The organism is Allobosea sp. TBD101 (assembly GCF_059817965.1).
On the sequence record NZ_CM187543.1, the window covers coordinates 1,348,819 to 1,367,740 of the forward strand.

17 protein-coding genes are annotated in these 18,922 nt (G+C 62.3%); 12 read left to right on the plus strand and 5 right to left on the minus strand.

From position 1 onward, the window contains the following. Positions 1–3: 3 nt before the first annotated feature. Genes tcuB through AC6RIC_RS06345 form a run of 4 tightly spaced genes read right to left on the minus strand, consistent with a single transcriptional unit; the run spans position 4 to position 4,511 of the window. Complete coding sequence (gene tcuB, locus AC6RIC_RS06330; RefSeq protein ID WP_499735538.1) at positions 4–1,110, minus strand: tricarballylate utilization 4Fe-4S protein TcuB; 1,107 nt, start codon at positions 1,108–1,110, stop codon at positions 4–6. Continuing rightward, positions 1,097–2,488, minus strand: a complete 1,392-nt coding sequence (tcuA, locus tag AC6RIC_RS06335; protein ID WP_499735539.1) for an FAD-dependent tricarballylate dehydrogenase TcuA — start codon at positions 2,486–2,488, stop codon at positions 1,097–1,099. Before tcuA ends, tcuB begins: the two co-directional genes overlap by 14 nt. Positions 2,489–2,547: 59 nt before the next feature. After that, positions 2,548–3,621, minus strand: a complete 1,074-nt coding sequence (locus AC6RIC_RS06340; protein WP_499735540.1) for a YeiH family protein — start codon at positions 3,619–3,621, stop codon at positions 2,548–2,550. Further along, entirely contained in the window at positions 3,618–4,511 is an 894-nt protein-coding gene (locus AC6RIC_RS06345; RefSeq protein WP_499735541.1) for an IclR family transcriptional regulator, read from the minus strand. Before AC6RIC_RS06345 ends, AC6RIC_RS06340 begins: the two co-directional genes overlap by 4 nt. Here AC6RIC_RS06345 and AC6RIC_RS06350 point away from each other — a divergent pair. The 7 genes from AC6RIC_RS06350 (at position 4,492) to AC6RIC_RS06380 (ending at position 13,170) form a co-directional block, all read left to right on the plus strand. Continuing rightward, entirely contained in the window at positions 4,492–5,307 is an 816-nt protein-coding gene (locus tag AC6RIC_RS06350) for a phosphosulfolactate synthase (protein WP_499735542.1), read from the plus strand. The genes AC6RIC_RS06345 and AC6RIC_RS06350 overlap by 20 nt on opposite strands. A 146-nt stretch (positions 5,308–5,453) precedes the next feature. Continuing rightward, positions 5,454–6,536 (plus strand): ABC transporter ATP-binding protein, encoded by a 1,083-nt coding sequence (locus AC6RIC_RS06355; protein ID WP_499735543.1) that lies wholly within the window; start codon positions 5,454–5,456, stop codon positions 6,534–6,536. Between the two features lie 51 nt (positions 6,537–6,587). Continuing rightward, a complete protein-coding gene (locus AC6RIC_RS06360; RefSeq protein WP_499735544.1) occupies positions 6,588–7,634 on the plus strand; it encodes an ABC transporter substrate-binding protein in 1,047 nt (348 codons plus the stop codon). Next, complete coding sequence (locus AC6RIC_RS06365) at positions 7,561–9,339, plus strand: ABC transporter permease (protein WP_499735545.1); 1,779 nt, start codon at positions 7,561–7,563, stop codon at positions 9,337–9,339. The genes AC6RIC_RS06360 and AC6RIC_RS06365 overlap by 74 nt, the downstream gene beginning before the upstream one ends. 4 nt (positions 9,340–9,343) lie before the next feature. After that, positions 9,344–10,111 carry a TSUP family transporter gene (locus tag AC6RIC_RS06370; RefSeq protein ID WP_499735546.1) on the plus strand — a complete coding sequence of 256 codons (768 nt, stop codon included), beginning with the start codon at positions 9,344–9,346 and terminating at the stop codon, positions 10,109–10,111. Next, a complete protein-coding gene (locus AC6RIC_RS06375; RefSeq protein WP_499735547.1) occupies positions 10,108–11,472 on the plus strand; it encodes an MmgE/PrpD family protein in 1,365 nt (454 codons plus the stop codon). The genes AC6RIC_RS06370 and AC6RIC_RS06375 overlap by 4 nt, the downstream gene beginning before the upstream one ends. A gap of 78 nt (positions 11,473–11,550) precedes the next feature. Beyond that, a complete protein-coding gene (locus tag AC6RIC_RS06380; RefSeq protein ID WP_499735548.1) occupies positions 11,551–13,170 on the plus strand; it encodes a rhodanese-like domain-containing protein in 1,620 nt (539 codons plus the stop codon). A gap of 101 nt (positions 13,171–13,271) precedes the next feature. On the opposite strand, the gene AC6RIC_RS06385 is transcribed toward AC6RIC_RS06380, so the two are convergent. Further along, positions 13,272–14,374, minus strand: a protein-coding gene (locus tag AC6RIC_RS06385; RefSeq protein WP_499735549.1) for an IS3 family transposase whose coding sequence is annotated in 2 segments (ribosomal slippage) — positions 13,272–14,113 and positions 14,113–14,374 — 1,104 coding nt in all. Because the reading frame shifts where the segments join, the coding sequence is not laid out codon by codon here. 220 nt (positions 14,375–14,594) lie between these two features. Here AC6RIC_RS06385 and AC6RIC_RS06390 point away from each other — a divergent pair. From AC6RIC_RS06390 to AC6RIC_RS06410, 5 genes are all read left to right on the plus strand, one after another. Beyond that, a complete protein-coding gene (locus AC6RIC_RS06390; RefSeq protein ID WP_499735550.1) occupies positions 14,595–15,056 on the plus strand; it encodes a hypothetical protein in 462 nt (153 codons plus the stop codon). Further along, positions 15,053–16,603, plus strand: a complete 1,551-nt coding sequence (locus AC6RIC_RS06395; RefSeq protein WP_499735551.1) for a hypothetical protein — start codon at positions 15,053–15,055, stop codon at positions 16,601–16,603. Before AC6RIC_RS06390 ends, AC6RIC_RS06395 begins: the two co-directional genes overlap by 4 nt. Positions 16,604–16,777: 174 nt before the next feature. Continuing rightward, positions 16,778–17,236 (plus strand): DNA-directed RNA polymerase subunit alpha C-terminal domain-containing protein, encoded by a 459-nt coding sequence (locus AC6RIC_RS06400; protein ID WP_499735552.1) that lies wholly within the window; start codon positions 16,778–16,780, stop codon positions 17,234–17,236. A gap of 210 nt (positions 17,237–17,446) precedes the next feature. Then, positions 17,447–18,316 carry a hypothetical protein gene (locus AC6RIC_RS06405; protein WP_499735553.1) on the plus strand — a complete coding sequence of 290 codons (870 nt, stop codon included), beginning with the start codon at positions 17,447–17,449 and terminating at the stop codon, positions 18,314–18,316. Continuing rightward, positions 18,306–18,917 carry a hypothetical protein gene (locus tag AC6RIC_RS06410; RefSeq protein WP_499735554.1) on the plus strand — a complete coding sequence of 204 codons (612 nt, stop codon included), beginning with the start codon at positions 18,306–18,308 and terminating at the stop codon, positions 18,915–18,917. The genes AC6RIC_RS06405 and AC6RIC_RS06410 overlap by 11 nt, the downstream gene beginning before the upstream one ends. The last annotated feature ends 5 nt before the right edge of the window (positions 18,918–18,922 follow it).

Consider the following 18,922-nt stretch of genomic DNA (forward strand, 5'->3'; position numbering starts at 1 on the left):
CTGCTACGCAGCATCAGACTTATTAATCGAAGCGCGCTCCTGAGCGTAGCGTAACAGAGCCAGGAATCGGTAGATTCCATGCACGAACTTTCCATAGGGCATTGTAATAAAGAGAGCGAAGACGACACCCAGGTGAAGGGCCAGAAGCAAGGCCATGGCGGGAGTACTTCGAAATGCCAGCAAAGCGAGCCCCGTGAGACTGGTCAGGAACAGCATTGCAAGAAAAGCGACGTCCATGCCAAATCGCGCGCGAACCTGCAGATCCGGAACGCGGCGGAGTTTCTCGTACAGGAGGCCGACAGGACCGATGAGCAGACCTATGCCCCCGGCGGTTCCAAGCAAGACCGGCAAATCATACCAGGGAAAAGGCGCTTCGAGGCCGAGAAGATAATGATAGAGGGTCGCGGTCGACGTCGATGCGAAGCAAAGCATGAAGCCGTAGAAGGTGAGATGGTGGAAGAGGCGACGATTGTCGGAGGGCTTTTCGGATTCGGTCATGCACCCGGCTCCGCCGCCGTCCAGGTAACGCAGCCGGCCTGCATCTTTCAGTGCCTGCCACAACGACGGCGCATCGACGTGGTTGCCGCCTGTATCGCGCCAGAACTGGCGCATCCCCATCCAAGATGCGAGTAAAGCATAGCCGAAAGCGAACCCGAAGATTGCCACCATCGTATTGTGGGGCATCAGGCGGTAGAATGCGCCAGGGCCTTCGTGAGTACCCAACAACACCGAAGGCCGGTGCCAGGCAACAAACCCCGCGATGAATATTGTAACGCATGCGGCGGCGATCAGGCTGATCGCTAGGCCATTTCGCTCGAACAAGCCCAAGAAGCCGCGGGGCCAAGCGTAGGCAGCGTAGGAGTCGGCCCGGACAAGCGCCAGGGTTTTGGGCACGTTTACGTTGAATTCGTGAGGGGGGGAGAACTGGCAGTCGAAATAGCAGGCACTGCAGCCATGGCACAGATTCGCCAGGTAGTTCAGGTCGCCGGAAGCGAAGGAGCGCCGCATCTCCATCGCGGGGAAAACGGCGCATATACCCTCACAATATCGGCAGGAATTGCAGATCGTCATCAGCCGCTCTGCTTCTTTAAGATTCTCAGCCGGTGACATAAGAAGCTGCTCCCTGTCCTGCGAGGCGGCCGAAGACACTGCCGATGGTCATGCCGATGCCCGCCGCGTAGCCTCGACCGAGAATGTTCCCCGCCATGATCTCGCCGGCGGCAAACATGTTGGGGCTGGGCCATCCATCGTTCATTATAATGCGCGCCTCGCCGTTCACCTGCACGCCCAGATAGGTGAATGTGATGCCCGGACGCACGGGATAGGCGTAGAACGGCCCGGTTTCGATCCGCCGCGCCCAGTGCGATTTGGGCGGATGGAGGCCTTCGGTACGGCAGTCGTCCAAGACCGTCGTATCGAACGTGCCTGGGCTGACCGCCGTGTTGAAGGCCGATACCGTCGCCTCAAGCCGAGTTGGATCGAGCCCGAGCGCTGCGGCCAGGCTGGGAATGCTATCGGCCTTGATGGGTGGAAAGAGCGACGGCATGAACAGTTCGAGAGATCGTGCATCGAAGATGATGTAGGCGATCTGATCCGGCTGGGCGGCAACGAGCCTGCCCCAGATCGCGTAGCGCTTGGGCCAGATATCCTCGCCCTCGTCATAGAAGCGCTCGGCGTCCCGGTTCACCACAATCCCGAATACGACACAGTCCAGCCGGGTGATGATCCCGCCGTCGAATTTCGGCGCCCGCGCGTCGATGGCCACGGCATGGCACTGCGTGGGATCCCCGATCTGGCGAGCGCCGTGCGCAATCAGGCGCTTGAGGAGGGAACCGCGATTATAGGGGGTTCCGCGAATCAGGAAATTATCCGCGATATCGCCCCAACCCTCCTTCAACCATTCGATATTGGCTTCGAAACCGCCGGATGCCGCTACGAACGCCTTCGCCGCCATCGCCGTGCGGCCGCCGCTCTCCGCGATCCAAGCTCGCTCGAAACGGCCGTCTGCGATGTCGATGTCCAAGACCTCTGTTTCATAGCGAATCTTGACGCCAAGCCGCTCGGCCGTGGCGTAAAGCGCGTTGAGCATGGCCCTGCCGCCACCCAGGAAGAACGAATTGGTCCGTCCGAGGCTCAGAGTGCCGCCGAGAGAGGGCTGGAAGAGGACGCCCTGTTCCGCGATCCAGGTGAGCATGCTCTTGGATTCGGCGATCATCAGTTGCGAAAGCCGGGCGTCGGTATGCCCTTCGGTCACCCGCTGCAGATCTTCCCAGAACTCCTCTTCGGGATAAGGGCCGGTCAGGATGTCAGTCGCGCTGTCGTGCGCACATCGCATGTTGCGCGTATGCCTGGTATTCCCGCCGCGATAAAAGCGCGGTGCCGCCTCGAGAACGAGAACGCTGGCACCTGCCCTTCTTGCTGCGATCGCCGCGCAAAGCGCCGCGTTGCCCCCACCGGCGATTATCACATCGACGGATTTCTCACTCATCACGGCTCCAATCTGAAGAAGGTTCTTCGGCGGGCGAGGACGCAACGCAACGTTCCGGATCAGACACTGAGAGCGAAAACGAGGGCCAGGCTCAGTCCAAGCAACAGGGTCATCGAGATCAGCACTACGACAAGGGCGCGCCAGCCGACGCGCCTGAGCGTCATGACATCGACGCCCAGCCCGAGTGCTGCCATAGACAGAAGCGTGAAGATGCGCGTGGCGGTGACCATGACGTTCAGGGCGGTGTTCGGGATCAGGTCGGCCGACCTGGCGGCCGCCAGCACGAAGAAGACGACGATGAACCAGGGGACGAGTTTGGCCCAGGCGATGGCGCGGCCGGACCCGGCCTGACGCTGCGAAATCAGCGAAGCGACGAGGATCAAAGGTCCGAGGAGCAGAACCCTCACGAGCTTGACCAGGGTACCGACCTGCAGCGCAAGCGGCCCGGCGGGAGCGGTCGCGGCCACCACCTGGGGCACGGCGTAGATGGTGGTGCCCGCGAGAACGCCGTAAGCTTTCTCGCTCAAGCCGAAGGCAGGGATAGCGAAAGGCAGAAGGAGGACGAGTACGACACTCAGCACGGCGGTGAAGGCGATCGAGGAGACGACGTCGCGCGGATCGGCGCGAATGGCCGTTGCCATGGCGGCAATCGCGGAGTTTCCGCAAATCGCGTTGCCGCAGGCGACCAGGATCGCAAGTTTGGCCGGAAGACCAAACGCACGGCCGACCGCATAGCTGGATGCGAGCGCAATTGCCACCACCAGCACGATACCTGTAAACAGCGCCCCCCCCGCCGCGGTGAGCGCCGATGCGGTGAGCGAGGCACCGAGGAGCGCGACAGCGGCTTCCAGGAGAGGCTTGGCGCAGAAAGCGATGCCGGGCAGCAGCCGTGGCCCAATTCCTATAGCCGTCCTCACAGCGACGCCCAGAAGGATCGCTATGACGAGCGCCTCCAGATGGGCCTGTTCGAAAAGTTGAAGCTCCAAGAACTGAACGGCGACAGCGATGGCCGCGATCCCGCCGCAGGCGAGTATGCCCGGCAGCAGACGGGCGATCGGCTCGAGCGTCGACCGGAGCTTGTCTTCGCCCGCACGGTCGGTGCGAGGCTGAATGGAGGCGGGCGTCTGCTTCATGCGACTGGCAACTCAAACTGTTTCGCGCCGCCGCTCAGCTCGGAACCGCCAAGCTGGAATGACGCCCGGGAGGCGCCCTCCATCAGAATTTCGGCGAGCGCGCCGATGCGCTCTTCCGTAAAATGGGCGATCGGGCCAGATACCGAGATCGCACCGGCAAGCTTTCGCCCGCTGCGAAAAACCGGCACTGCGACCGATGCGATTTCCGAGTGCCGTTCTCCCAGATTGATCGCATAGCCGCGTTCCCGCGCTTCCCGGTGCTCCGCGTCGTCCAGTGCCGGCGTATCGAAAGCTTCGAGCACCTTGCCTGTGCCGCTAGGCCTTAGCGGCAGGACATCCCCTTCGCGGAGATGCGACCGAAGCGTGCTCTGCGACTCCACCATCAGGAGACAGACGCGCTGCTCCTTGTTCCGGATGAAGAAACTTGCGGTCTCGCCGGTATTTTGCATGATCTGCATCAATATCGGCAGAATTACATCGCTCATCTTCAGCGATCTCTGGTATATGCTTCCCAAAAAAAGGTGACTTGGCCCGAGAGAATAGCGGCCCTCTCCCAGCCTCGAGATGTAATTATACTTTTCAAGCGACGTTATAATTCTCAATATCGTGGCTTTGTTGAGCGATGTCCTGGCCGAGATCTCGCGCAATGACAAAATCGGGTCAGCGGAAGTGAAGGATCCCATGATCCGCAACGCTCGGTCGACGGCTTCTACTCCCTGACTCATTTCGAAGGTCCTCCTGCAGCGTTTTTCACATCCGTCACCATGCGACGGACGGGACAATCGCGACACATAAAAAAGCACTTGCGCTTCGTATGATCGATATGCATTTTGATAGGCGAAACGATAGCCAATGACAAGGGAGGTTTCAATGCGTGCTCTGAACTTCATCGATATGCCCGAACGCAGCGCGAAGCCGCGCAAGAGAGGGCTGACGCTCGCTCGCGATCTGGGTTTCGGCTATGCGGAGGCGGAAAGCTGGATGGAGGTGGTCGGCGAGTTCATCGACTACATGAAGATCCGGCATTTGTTCGTGCTGCTGATGGAGGACAAGCCCTCCGATCTGGTCCGCAGAAAGATCGATCTCTATCGATCCCACGATATCGATGTGAATCCGGGCGGTATCGTTTTCGAGATGGCCTATCTGAGCAATTCGGTCCAGGAAACCTTCACGAAACTGGTGAAGATGGGTTTCACCGCCGTGGAGTGCTCGGAAAACATCATCCCGCTGACGCTCGAGCAGAAAATCAAATACATCAAGATGGCCAAGGATGCCGGCTTGAAGGTCATGTTCGAGGTCGGAGATAAGTATCCGGACACCGCATTCGACGTGAACATGGCGTCCGACGAGATGTTGACCATGTTCGATAACGGCTGCGACCTCTGCATTCTCGAGCGTTCGCAGATCGAGCTTTGCCTCGGGCCAAGCGCGACCAATCCCCAGGCATCCCTGCTCGTGGAGCTCGCCGGTCGCGTCGGCCTCGAGAAACTGGTATTCGAGGCCGAGGCCCAAGCGCATCAGGTCTGGCTTTTCCGGACCTTCGGGCCGGACGTCAATCTCGGGCCGAATCTCGATAAGGACGCCATCCCGAAGCTCGAACCCACGCGCCGGACACTGAGCCGCGAGGGTGGCTACGACTATCTCCTCGATCGCGTTGCACAGATGGAAGGGCGCGCCGTCGCCTGACCCGGCAAGGCGCCTCAGGCGGGGCTGCCGCTCGCGTGGCGGCGCTCCGCCTCCGACTGTGATCGAGGGGAGGATCGATGTCTGTTTATGCTTTGTCGCCGCGCGCACGTAGTGCGCCGACTGCGTCACACGATTCGGCAGAGGCGATGCGCCTCGTCATCAGTGGAGTATCGAAGTCATTCGGGTCCATGCGGGCGGTCAAGGACGTCAGCCTCTCTGCGGCCCAGGGCGAAACCATCGTGCTTCTGGGCTCCAGCGGCTGCGGCAAGACCACCTTGCTGCGGATGATCGCGGGATTTTCAGAGCCCGACAGCGGTTCGATTACCATCGACGGAGCCATGGTGGCGGGGCCGGGTGTCTTCATCCCGCCGGAGCGTCGCGGGTTGTCGATGGTGTTTCAGAACTACGCGGTCTGGCCCCACAAGACGGTCGGGGAAAACCTGTCATACGGCCTGCGCCTCAAGGGCCAGTCCAAGACGGAGGTTCAGGAACGGGTCGTTGCCGGGCTGGAAATCGTGCGGATGGCCGCCTATGTCAACCGGTTTCCGGGCGAACTCTCAGGCGGCCAGCAGCAACGCGTCGCGCTCGCGCGCGCCTTGGTTCTGGAGCCTCGCCTTCTGCTCTTCGACGAGCCCCTGAGCAATCTCGACGCCACGCTGCGCGAGCATATGCGCTTCGAAATCCGGGCCATTCTCGACAAGCTCGGGATCACCAGCCTCTACGTCACCCATGACCAGGAAGAGGCGATGGTCGTCGGCAATCGCATCGCCGTCATGAATGCGGGATGCATCGAGCAGCTCGGGACGGCCGAAGAAATCTACGGCACCCCACAAACGCCGTTCGTCGCAAGCTTCGTTGGTGTCAGCAACAAGCTGAAGGGGTCTGTCGTCGCATCGGGCGAAGGCGAACGCCTCGTCGAAGTGGAAGGGCTGGGGCGCGTCGCGGTCAGTTCCTCCGAGGCGATCCAGGCCCGCGATATCTGCCTCTATGTGAGACCGCACGACATCGACATCCTTCCGGCCGGGGCGCAAAGCCTTGACGGGAAGCGTAACACCTATCCCGGAATCGTGGAGCAAAGCACCTTTCTCGGGAGCTCGACCGATCTGGTGGTGCGAATCAACAACGTGACGTTGCGGGTCACGTTGCCCGCGCGTGCCATGCGGCCCAAGGCCCAGCAGGCCGTTTCCGTTCATCTGGATAGTGGAGCGTTTCGAGTCCTGCCGGCCTGATACACAAGCCGGATCAGCCGGCAGATCAAAAAACAAAAGAGGGAGGCAACATTGAAGAAGCTTGGTGCGATCGCAGCTCTGGCTGTGCTGTGCTTCATTGGCTCGGCCGCGGCGGCGCTGTCGCAGGACACGTCAGTGGCGACCGAACTCTATGCCGCGGCGAAGGCCGAAGGAAATGTCCGCTTCGGCGGCACCCTTTCGGAAAGCGAGATCGGCAACGTCATCGATATCTTCGAGAAGAAATATCCCGGCGTTCGGGTAAGCTACACCCGCCGCTCGACCGGCCCGATGGTCCAGCTCATGGAGGCCGAGCGACGGGCCAACCGCTCGAGCTTCGACCTGGTCAACCTGAGCGAGCCGGACGCGTTTCTCCGCTGGAAGGAGCAGAAGTACCTCGCCCCGGTCGACCTTGCCGCGGAAGCCGCACAGATGCTCCCGGGGACGGCGGACAAGGACGGGTATTTTTTCGCCATCGGCGTCACACCGATGATCGGGATCTACAATTCCGCCAAGCTGAAACCCGACGAGGCCCCGAAGTCACTGCGGGATCTCAAGGACCCGCGATGGCGGGGCACCCTGGCGATGTCGCGGCCGACGCGAGGCGGCACCAACGCCTCCGCGCTGATGAACGTCGCCGAAGAGAACGGCATGGACTTCATCAGAAATGCCGGCGAGCTGAAGATCCTGATCACCAACGGCAACGAGGCGGCGATCAGCGCGATCATGTCCGGCGAGAGGCTTCTCGGATGGGGCGTCACCGGCTACCGGATCGTCCAACCCCTGCGTGAAGGTGCGCCGATCCGTCCGATCTGGTGGCCGGAGGGCAACGCGCTCGCCCATTACCCGACGGGAATCCTGGCGAAGGCCAAGAATCCCAACGCCGCGAAGCTGCTTCTGCGCTTCATGCTTTCGCAGGAAGGCCAGACCGCGATCGTCAAGAATATCGGCGTCCACTCCTCCCGCACGGATGTCGACACTGCCCCGACGGGATTGCCCAAGCTCAGCGAAATCAAGCTGAAGTACTATGGCGCGGACCGGATCTCCGCTGAAGGCGACAACGTCGTGGCCGAGTTCGACAAGGCTCTCGGCCTACGTTGAGCTTACCTTCTTTCAGGAGACGCGGATTATGAGCTTAACCCGATCTGAATGGCCAAAAATAATCATCACCGCGACGTCGGTTCTTCTTGTCGGGTGGCTGATCCTCTACCCGCTCTACATTATCTTTGACATGGGGCTGAGGACCGATGCCGGGCAATTCACCTTCGCCAATTACGTCCGCGTCTTCAGCGAGCCGGGCCTGGTCTCGGCACTGACGAATTCATTGATCGCCTGCTCGGCCGTGACGGTGATCTCTCTTCTGCTCGGCGTCCCCGTCGCGTGGGGGGTGGCCCGCACCGGTATGCCGCTGAAGAATTTCGTCCGGGTGATGGTGATGATCGCATTCGTCATCCCGAACTTCATCGGCGCGGTCGCCTGGATCCTGATGCTGGGCCCCAATGCGGGGTGGCTCAACGTGATCTTCTCCGAGTGGCTGGGGCCAGGCTTTCGCATCGACATCTACAGTCTCCACGGGCTCATCATCATCCTGTCGGTCAGCTTCTATCCGATCGTCTTCTTCGCCGTCAGCGCCGCGCTCGAGAACATGGACCGCAGCTACGAGGAGGCGACGCGCATGTCGGGCGCCTCGGCGTGGCACGGTGCCACGCGCATCACGCTCCCGCTCGTCGCTCCGGCGATCCTGTCCTCGGCCATCCTGGTTTTCCTTGACGCCATGGGGGCGTTCGGCGCCGCCGCCGCCATCGCCAATGGCGGCGGCTTTCACGTCATGACGACCAAGATCTACGAGCTTTTCTCCTATCCGCCCCAGTTCGAGCTCGCCGCGGCCGCTGCGACGCCGATCATCGTGCTGACGATGCTGGGCCTCGTCCTACAGCGCTATGCGCTCGGGCGTCGCCGTTATGCTGTCATCTCCGGCAAGGCGGCGCGCGATGCCGACAGGTCCTCGCCGGTGACCAAGGCGATTTTCCTCGCCTATTCGCTGCTGGTCATCGCCGTCACCGTCATGATCCCGTTGGTCGTGTTGCTGCGCACGTCGTTCCTGCGCCGGTGGTCGGGCGCGCTCACCGCGGACAACCTTACCTGGGAAAACTACGCGATCCTGACCGATTTCTCGACCTACATACCCAAGGCCGTGATGAACAGCATCGTCATCGGCATCACGGTGGCGTCGATCTCGGTTCTGCTCGGGATCGTCATCGTGTGGTTGGTCGAACGCACCAATGCGAGAGGGCGCTCGCTCCTGGTATTCGTCAGCACCGTCACCTTCGCCTTTCCCGGGCTGGCGCTCGCGGTCGGCTTCGTGATCGGATACAGCACCGCCTCGGTCTCGCTCTACGGGACGATCTGGCTGTTCTTCATCGCGTTCACAGCCCAGCGTTTCCCCTTTGCCTTCGTGTTCCTCCGCAACGCGATCAAGCAGATGGCTCCCGAGCTCGAGGAGGCTGGGCGCATGTCGGGGGCCGGTTGGCTTCGGACGATTAAGGACATCTCGATTCCGGTGCTGCGCTCCGGCGTGATCGCTGCCTGGGTCCTGGTTTTCGCGGTCTCACTTCGCGAACTGTCCATGGCGATCCTGCTCTATGTCCCGGGCCTGGAAACCCTGCCGATCGCAATCTTCAACTATGTCGACGACGGTCGCTTTCCGGTCGCGGCGTCGCTGTCGGTGCTGCTGATTTTCGTCAGTGTCATCTCCGTCGCGCTGGTCCAGTCGCTGACCCGCAAACGCAGCAGCGCCGAGGCCTAACCGGATGCCGACCGACCTGGCCGTCGAGACCTATCTCGCCATCGCAGCGATCTGCTTCTTTTCAGCGGCGATCAGTGGGATGGCGGGGTTTGGCGGCGGAATCATCATCTCGATCTTCATCGCGCCCATCGTGGGGGTGAAGGCGATCATCCCGATCATGTCGATCCTGATGCTGATCGTTAACGGGTCCCGCGTGCTCGTCTATCGCGAGGGCCTGGACTGGCGTTTTGTCAGGATCGTCAGCCTGACGGCGCTGCCGTTCGTGGCGCTTGGGTCCTATTTTTACGTGTATGTCGACGCAGCGGTGGTCAGTTGCATCCTCGGGGTCACATTGATCCTGTCCGTGCCGGTCCGTCGCGCATTTGCCAAGCGCAAGATGATATTGGGCGACAAAGCGCTTCTGACGGTCGGGATCCCGTTCGGGTTCCTGTCCGGGACGACGATCGGTGCCGGGATGCTGCTTGTTCCGGTTCTTCTCGGGGCGGGACTCGCCGGGCCGGCGCTGCTTGCGACGGACGCCTTCATCGCCGTGCTCCTGAATGTCGTCAAGATGGTGATTTTCCGCTCGTCGGATGTACTGAGCCTCGACATCCTCGCGGCGGGCATCGTCATGGGGCTTTGCGCCATCCCGGGCACCTATGTCGCCGGCTGGATCGTCAAGCGCACGAGCATCCGGATTCATACGATCATCATGGAGGTCATCGTGATCGCCGGTGGGATCTCGTTCATCGTCAATTTCATACGGCGCGCCGCTCAGGAGAATCTGTTGTGAGCAAGACGTCGGAATTGTCGGCATTCATCCAGGATATAGCGGCGATGCCGCTCGAGCCGGCGCTCGCCACGGTCGTCAAGGATCACCTGATCGACACGCTGGGGGTTGCGATCGCAGCTGCATCCACGAGCCATGTCCGCTCGCTGCTGCGGACCATGCGAGCCTTTGCGCCGGGGGGCGGGTCGACGGTCATCGGCGAGGCGCAGCCGGCGCCGCTTCTGGAAGCCATTCAAGTCAATGCGGTCATGGCCCATGGCATAGATTTCGACGATTCCCACCGCTTCGTTCACCCGGGCTGTGCGATCGTGCCGACAGCCTGCGGTCTTGCAGAGGTACTCCATCGCTCAGGCAGCGATCTGCTGAAAGCCATTCTTGCGGGTTATGAAGCCTCGATCCGGGTCAGCCTCGCAGCCGGAGTTGCGCATCGGGAGCGGGGCTACCATCCGACCGGGACCTGCAACGTCTTCGGGGCAGCCGGCGCCGGCGCCGTCCTGGGACAGCTGGACACGAAGCTGACGGAATCGGCGCTGGGCATCGCGGCCAGCCATGCCGCCGGGCTGACGCAATACCGGTTCGAAGGTGCCCACACCAAGCATCTGCACGCCGGGATCGCTGCCCGGGCGGGGGCCTTCGCCGGTTTGCTCGCCGCAGAGGGCTTCACGGGCCCGCCGGCATCGATCGAGGGCGATCTCGGCTTTCTGAACGTTCTGGTCGGCGAACGCGCCGATCCCGAAGCGCTCACGCGTGGCATGGGCGAACCCTTTCTGATCACCCGAACCGATTTCAAGCCTTACCCGTCATGCCGCCAGACGCACGCGCCGGTCGATCTTGCACTTCGCTTCGCCGGCGGCGAGCTGCGAGCGGAAGAGATCGAGAAGGTCACCCTCCATACTTACGCCTATAACGACAAGCCTTGGCACGTCTCATCCACCCCGCCGAACAGCCCGCTGGAAGCCATGCTGTCGATCACGTTCAGCGTTGCGGCCGCGCTCAGCAACGGCCGACTGACCCTCGTCCAGTTCGAGCAGGACCGTCTGGCCGATCCGGCGGTGCTCGCGATCATGGAGAAGATGGACTGCGTGGTGGACCCCGATATCACCGCTGCCTGGCCGGCCAAGCGCGGCGCGCGCCTAGTGGTGCGCATGCGCGATGGCCGCATTCTCGAGGATTTCGTCCGCGACCCCTCCGGCGGCGACGAAGCGCCGATGAGCTCCGACGCCATCGACCTCAAGTTCCTGGGGTTGGTCTCCCCCCTGCGCGGCGAGGCCGAAGCGCGCGGCCTTCTGGCGCGCCTGCGCAACATCGATGAAACGACCGACTGCAGCGTCGACATCGCGATGCTGCGCGGTATTGCCGCCTAGGTTTCCATTCCGAACGCGTGCCGGCCAAGACCTCGCCGCGGAAACGCCTCCCGCTCATATAACCGAACGAGACGCAGCATGAGTGAAACGTCCGACCTCGCAGCGGGGCCTCTCGAGGCCGCTTCGCCCCGTCATATCACGCCGCAGCAGCTCGCATCCAGACTAGCATCCGGAGAGGAAGCCGCGGTGCTTGATGTGGGTGAACGCGGGCAATACGGGCTGGGGCACCTGCTCCATGCTTCGAATGCGCCCTTCAGTGATCTCGAATGCGTCGTCTCCGATCTCGTGCCGGTGCCGGGAACCGCTGTCGTGCTGACGGGAGGAGCGCCGGGCGTGGCGACCGCGGCCGCGGATCGGCTCGCCGATATGGGGTACACCGATGTGAGCGTGCTGGCCGGAGGGAACTCCGAATGGGAGCGCTCCGGCTTCGAGCTCTACAAAGGCGAGGACGTGCTCTCCAAGGCATTTGGCGAAGTCATCGAAGCGAACTGCGCGACACCGCATATTTCGCCTGCTCAACTGAAGGCCTGGCTCGACGACAGCCATCCCGTCAGAGTCCTCGATGTCCGCAGCCCCCCGGAACATGCGAATGTGTGCGTGCCTGGCGCGATCGGCGTGCCCAACGGCGAATTGATCCATCGTTTCGGCGATGTCGTGCCCGATCCGACGATGCCTGTCGTTACCTGCTGCGCCGGTCGCACGCGTTCGATCATCGGCGCCCAGACATTGATCGATGCCGGCGTCCCCAACCCCGTCTTCGCGCTTTCCGGCGGAACGATGGGCTGGCGCATGGCGGGCTATACGCTGGAGCGCGGGAGCCCGCGTTCGCAGACCGGGGATGTGCGTCAGCCATATGAACTGGTGCCCGCCCTGCAGATCCCTTTCGCGGATATCCCTGAAACTGTCCGACTTGTCCGTGAAGGCACCCGCACGGTCTATCTGCTGGACGTGAGGTCGGAAGACGAATTCGCGGCGGGCCATCTGCCGGGCTCCCGCTCCGCGCCCGGAGGCCAGCTCGTGCAGCGAACCGGACGATGGTGCGCTGTTCGAGGGGCGCTGCTCCTTCTGATCGACGACGGCCTGTGTGCGCGTGCCGCGGTCGCCGGCCATTGGTTGCGGCAGATGGGGTGGGATGTTCAGAGGCTCCGGCTCTCGGACGCCATCGCGTCCTGGCCCGCCGCCACGGACCGTCATGGTCCACGACGGGCTCCGATCCCCGCGGTGCAGCGCATCAGCGCGGATCAACTCGAAGAGCAGCTGGCGACCGGCTCCGCCATGGTGATCGACGCATCGGCCGGCTTGACCTACCGCGCCCGTCATATACCCGGAGCATTCTGGGCAATTCGCCCTGAAATCCCCGCCCTTCTGGATCTACCCTCGGACAAGCTCGTCGTCGTCCATGCCGAAACTGACGAGCGAGCCAATCTTGTCGCTTCCGACGTCGTTCGTCATTTTCCAGGCAAGACCGTGGCGATCCTCGAAGGTGGAGTCGCGGCATGGGAAGCAAACGGACGTTCCACGGAAGCCACGCCCGACCAACCATCCGATGAACGCTGCATCGATTTTCTTTTCTGGGTGCACGACCGGCAGACTGGAAATGACCGGGCGGCCCAGGAGTATTTCGACTGGGAGCACAGCCTCCCTGCCCAGATCATGCGCGACGCCACTGCTGGGCTGCAGATTGGTGGCATAGGGTGATCCGAGACCATTTGCTGGAGCGCCGGAAGGTAGAGTTTCCGACCTTTTTTGATCTGAGACCAGTTGCTGGACCGCCGGATGGTAGAGTTTCCGGCCTTTGATCACGGCGGCGGGCTGGGCGTACCGCCGGGATTTTGCAGCAGGATCGGAGGCTTGTTGCCGATGGCCCCGTGCGGCCGATCCTCGTTGTAGTATCTGAGCCAAGCCTCCATCTTTTCGGCCGCATCTGCAAGCGTCAGGAACCAATGCGTGTTCAGGCACTCGCTACGGAAGCGCCCGTTGAACGCCTCGATGAAAGCATTGTCGGTCGGCTTGCCTGGCCGTGAGAAGTCCAGCGTGACGCCCTTGGCATAGGCCCACAGGTCGAGGTCGCGGCTGACGAACTCAGAGCCCTGATCAACCCGGATCGTCTTCGGATAGCCAAGCTTTGCGCAGACCCTTTCGAGCGTGGCGACGACATTCTCGCTCCGATAGCTGAAGCGCGGATCGATGGCCGGTGAGAAGCGCGAGAAGGTGTCGACTACGGTCAGAACCCGGATCTTGCGTCCCGTGGCGAGCTGGTCATGGACGAAATCCATTGCCCAGACATCGTTCGGCCGCGTCGCCGGCGCGCGATCCTCGCGTAGCTTCGCCTTGACCCGGCGCTTGGGCGTCTTGTTCCTGAGCTGCAAGCCTAACTCATTGTAGATCCTTCGAATCCGCTTCTGATTGACATGCCAGCCCTCGCGCCGCAGCAGCACGTCGACACGGCGATAGCCATAGCGAACGCGGGTCTCGCAGATCGCCTTGATCCGGGCTGCCAAGGGGGCCTGGTCGGGCCGGCACGATTTATAGTGGTAGCTCGACGTGTCGAACTCCAGGACCGCACAGGCCCGTCGGATCGACACCTGCCACTCGCCACACATCAGGCCGACGAGCTCGCGCTTGCGACCAGGCCTCAGAGCTTTCGGCGGATGACGTCCTGCAGCATCTCCCGGTCCAGCGCGAGATCGGCAACGAGTTTGCGCAGCTTCGCGTTCTCATCCTCGAGCTGCTTCAATCGGCGCATCTCAGCCGGCAACAGCCCCTCGTACTTCTTCTTCCAATTGAAATAGGTCGCCTGGCTGATCCCAGCCCGCCGGCAGATTTCCGCAACCGGGATACCGTCGGCACCCTGCTTCAGAATGAACGCCTTCTGGGCGTCCGAGAACTTCGAATCCTTCATCGTCTTCCGCTCCTCCCAGCCCATGGGAAACGACCGGAAAACTCTAGCTCAAAGCGGTCCAGTTTTAAGGGCTCAGATCAAATACCTAATGGGCGGCGATTCCTGGATCGAAGGTGCACAGGTGTGAGGGAAACAAATTAATACGAAGTGCAACAAATCGCAGCATTGAAAGATGTTGCGATTTGTTGCACGTGCTGCAGCGATCGGATATCGTTGCAGCATGGACAGAAGCGATGTGATGGCCGGGGCGAGGGCGATTGCCGCGGCATTGGAGGGGCCGTTCGGACGGCGCAAGTTGCAGCCGGTGATTGCCGAGCACCTTGACTATTTTGAGAAGGCGCGGGCCTCGGGTGCGCTGTGGCCGCAAATCGCCGACGCTTTGGCTCGCGCTGGCGTGAGCTCGCCGGAAGGCAAGCCATATCGCGCAAATATGTTGAGAGCCCTGGTTTCGCGAGCGGAGCGCGCTCCTCGCGCCGGGCTACCAATTTCCAAGCCGCTAGTTGCGCCGACCGTGCCCATGGTCGAGCCGAGCCAGGATTCTACGAAAACCAAGATACCGCGACGAAGACCGTCTTCTGCGCCGTCCTCTTCCGCACCTGCCGATGCGCTCAGCCTCGATACCGTGCGCGACCGAATGGCGCGCACGGCGCGTTTGCGCGGGCTGGACAGGAAAGATGGATGACTGATCTGACGCCGACCGGCAAGCTGACCGACTTACATGCGGCTCTCGATCAGGGCTTGGGCAAGCTCAAATTGCATCCTCCTCATTATTATGAGGCGTTCGGCGGGGTCGCACGCCGGTTCTTGAAAAATCGTGAGCTCGACATTTCTCCGACGGACGCGTCGATACTTGGTGCTCTGCAAATCGCCCTCAGGCGTCCGGTCTCGAAACTCGGCGCGCGCATGCTGGATTTGAGCGATGCGACGTTGGACGCGCTTTTCGGCGAATTCCCTGGTCACACCTATATATTAGAGACATGGGACGCCGAGCCGACGAAAATCCACCTGCCGGATGATGACGTGCTGATCGGCGAAGCTGCGAAGAGCCTCTGGCGGCGGAACCTCGCGCCTGAGGCGCGCGGCGTGCTCAACTTGGGGCGGGCGCCGCATATCGCGGAATGTATTCCGCGCGATCTATCGGCGGGACGGTTGACCGCGACATTGAACGCCCTCGTGGATCTCATCGTTGCTTTTCCGGCGGACGAGGCGAAGTGTCGGGATCGGTTGTTCGGATTTGGCTTGGTGCTCATCGAATGTGCGGGACAGGTTGACGCGCCGTTCACGAAGGAGTGCCTCACCGCGCTGAGGCGGGCGCTTGAGGATGGAATTCTCGCCGCTCATCTCAAGGCGATCATACCGGGCATCGCGACGAATTACCACGCGCTGTCAGATCTTCCGGAGGAACGAGGCGCGCGCTCATTTTGTATGGCGATCATTGCTGCGCTGATTGCCGAGTCCGATAGGGAAGCCAAGCGCTGTATCGTCAAGGCGCTAGCAGAACTATTCCCGGAAGAGATGCGTTCTCATCTCGCCGCTTTGGAAAAACGTGTTCGGGCTCAATATCAGGCGGAAACCAGCAGCCGAGGCAATCAGCGCAGCGCACATCGCTGGATGTTCGCACATGCGTCATGGTTTCTGGTGAACGAGGTGATGGATATCGTCTGGCCGCCGGATAGGGGGCCGCCGGGCCCTGAAAACAAAGACGCTATTCTTGGGATCGCCGAAGCCGTGCTGGAATATGCTGGTCGGTCGCCCCACCCGGAAACAAAACCTCGTTCGGTACGGCCTAGTGGACGGCAAGCAGCCGCGGGGGACGTTCGTGCGCTGCGGCGGGCGAATTTCAGCATTTCGGAGGATCATGCCTCGAGGATCGCCTCGCTTCGGTTCAATATTTTCAAGTTGGACGAGATGCTTTTCAGAATGGATCGCTGCCTTGCAAAGATGGAGAAAGCGAAGTTGCGCAGCGGATTCTTCGCCTCCGAAAAGGAAAACGATCTGCGCCGGCGCGTCGAGGCCCTGCAAAGCTGGCGACGGGAGGCGCAGCGACGGCTGAGGCAAGGCGATTGGGAGAAAGGTCGGAAAGCCGCGGCCAAGAAGCGCATCACTGGCGAGCGCGTCGACATCCCCGAATTCAAGCCCGAGCTGAAAAAACTCCGGATGGCCCGGCGCATTTTCGTCACGTCCAATCTTGCTTTGGGATTAGGGCTCGGTCCTGCGGTGCAATCGTAGGTGACGGCTCTTCCCCTGACTCGGAAAACCGATGTCCGCTCCGCGTTTGCGGCGACGCTTAGAGGAGGATGACGTTCGATCGACGACAATTGCGTTCGGTCGGCGTGTTTGGTTCCCCCACCGCATGCGCTGAACTGTGTGGCATTGCCCTGCGCCGAGACAAGGAGCATGGCAATGACCGATCAGAAACGGAAGTACGCCGCCGTCGAAACGGACGGCGACCAGGGGCCGCAGACGTGTGCGCTGCGCCCGCCGAATTATCTTCGCGATGCGGAGATGGCTCGCCTGCGGAGGGGCGGTTGGACCTATAAAGAGCTGGGAGTCCGTTACAGACTGACCAAGTCCGGCGTCCAAGCGGCGTTGTGGCGTTTCGCGCGGCCGAGGGATGAGGAGTTCGGCCTCAGCGCGCGGGCGTTCAATGCTCTCAGGACGTGGATTGCCGTGGAAACCGGCGATTATGGCCCTCTTACGCTGGCGGCCATCGCGTCGTACTCGTTTTGCGAATTGCTCGAAATCCCATGCCTGGGCCTGACCAGCGCATCCGAGATCGCGACCATGCTGTGGCGGCGCGGGATCGCTATGGACGACATGCCTGCGAACTTGAAAGACAGGCTTGTCGCCCGCGAGGACTGATGCGGCTGCCAATATGGTCTTGGGAGCGACGCTCCCGGCCAAGATGATCGGAGAAGGCCCCGAGCCTCCTCCGGTTTCTTACGGCCGGCGGCGCGGCTGCTGACCCATTGGGAGGCGTCCGCACAAAATCGGGATTTGGTTCCCCCCAGGTCGAAGCCACGGACCTGCTCTCCTGCGCGTGCCCTGCAACGGGCTCGCATAGGAGTGCACATGAAGAAGCCCAAGATCATCACCCCCGCCAATCCCACGGCCACCGACGACCTGCGGTCGTCGGTCACGCATCTGACGTTCATCGGCTGCAACAAGGGCGGAGTCGGAAAGTCGCTGCTGGCAGCGCTCAGCGTGGATCTGCTCGAAATCACCGGCCACAAGGCACGCATCGTGCAGATCGACGAGCAGGATCGGCTCCCAGCTATGTATCCCGACCGGGTGCAGACTGTGAGCCTCGCCACGTTGGAGGAGGCCCGCAACGACCCCGCTGCCGTCGTCGCCAGCTTCGATGGACTCTACAGCGAGATCGAGAAGACCATGGCCGACAGGATACCGCTGGTCGCCGACATCGGCGGACCCTACCAGGTTGGGGCGGAAGAGTATTTCGGCATGGTCGACATCGACGAGGATTTCGTCGAAGCGGGCATCGCCGTCCGTTGGCTGATCCCGACCACTGCGGAGCAGGAGGCGATGCGCGCCGCGGTGCGCACGGCCAGAGAGGTGGGCAGTGTCCTGCCGTCCGCCAGCCGCACGATCGTCTTGAACGGGCGTGACGGGCCGTTCCGCTTCTACCCCGGCTCGCCGGCGGACGCGCTGTGGCGCGACGAGCTTGAGCCGCTATGCAGAGAGCTCGGTGTGGTCAAGCTCCCAGCGATCTCGGCAGGATCGTGGGCGCCGTTCGAGCTTGCCGGCAAGCGCTTCGTCGACGTGATCGCCGCCGAGGTCCCGGACATCCAGGCTTGGACCGGCCGCAGCCGCCCGGCGTCGAAGGTCATCCGCGGCGACGTGGCCGCTTTCATGGCGGCGGCTGATACCGCGTTGGGGCCGCTGCTTCGCGGCGACCACAAGGACCTCTCCAATGCCGATTGAGTGGACAGCGAAAGCAGCGATCGATCAGCGGATCGCGGATGTGATCAACTGCGGTGAAAGAACCCGCGCGGCGCTGATCGATCACGCGGCGCGCATGCCGGTGGCAAGGCTCGCCAGCCTGCCGCCATCGGCCATTGCCCTTCTGGGGGGCGGCGGCCTTGCCAAAGTCATGGCGCGCAAAGCCGAGATCGAAAGCAGCCCGCCGCTTGTTTCGCCTGTCGTTCCGAACAATCCGGTGAAAGTGGCGCGCCGCGTGCATCCGTTGCGGGCCGCACTGCTCGGAGCGGCGGCGATGTGGATCGCTGGGCTGGCGGTCGAGCGCGTGGCGCCGCGCCTGAGCAAACTGACCGACCCCGGCGTCCGCCCGGTATCGGCAGCGAATTGGCCGTCCTGCCCGCGCCTCGACGGGCACGCCGACGGTTGCGTCTACCGTGTCGGGGGCGATGGCCGGCTGACGCTGGCGAGCGCCGCGAAAATGCTCGCCATGCCGATCGACACGCTCGCCATCTCCAACCCGCATCTCCCCCTCGCCACGACCACGGTCCTGCCGCCCGGCAGCCTCCTGGTGGTCTGGCGCGGTATCCTCAAACTCAAGAATTGAGCCCT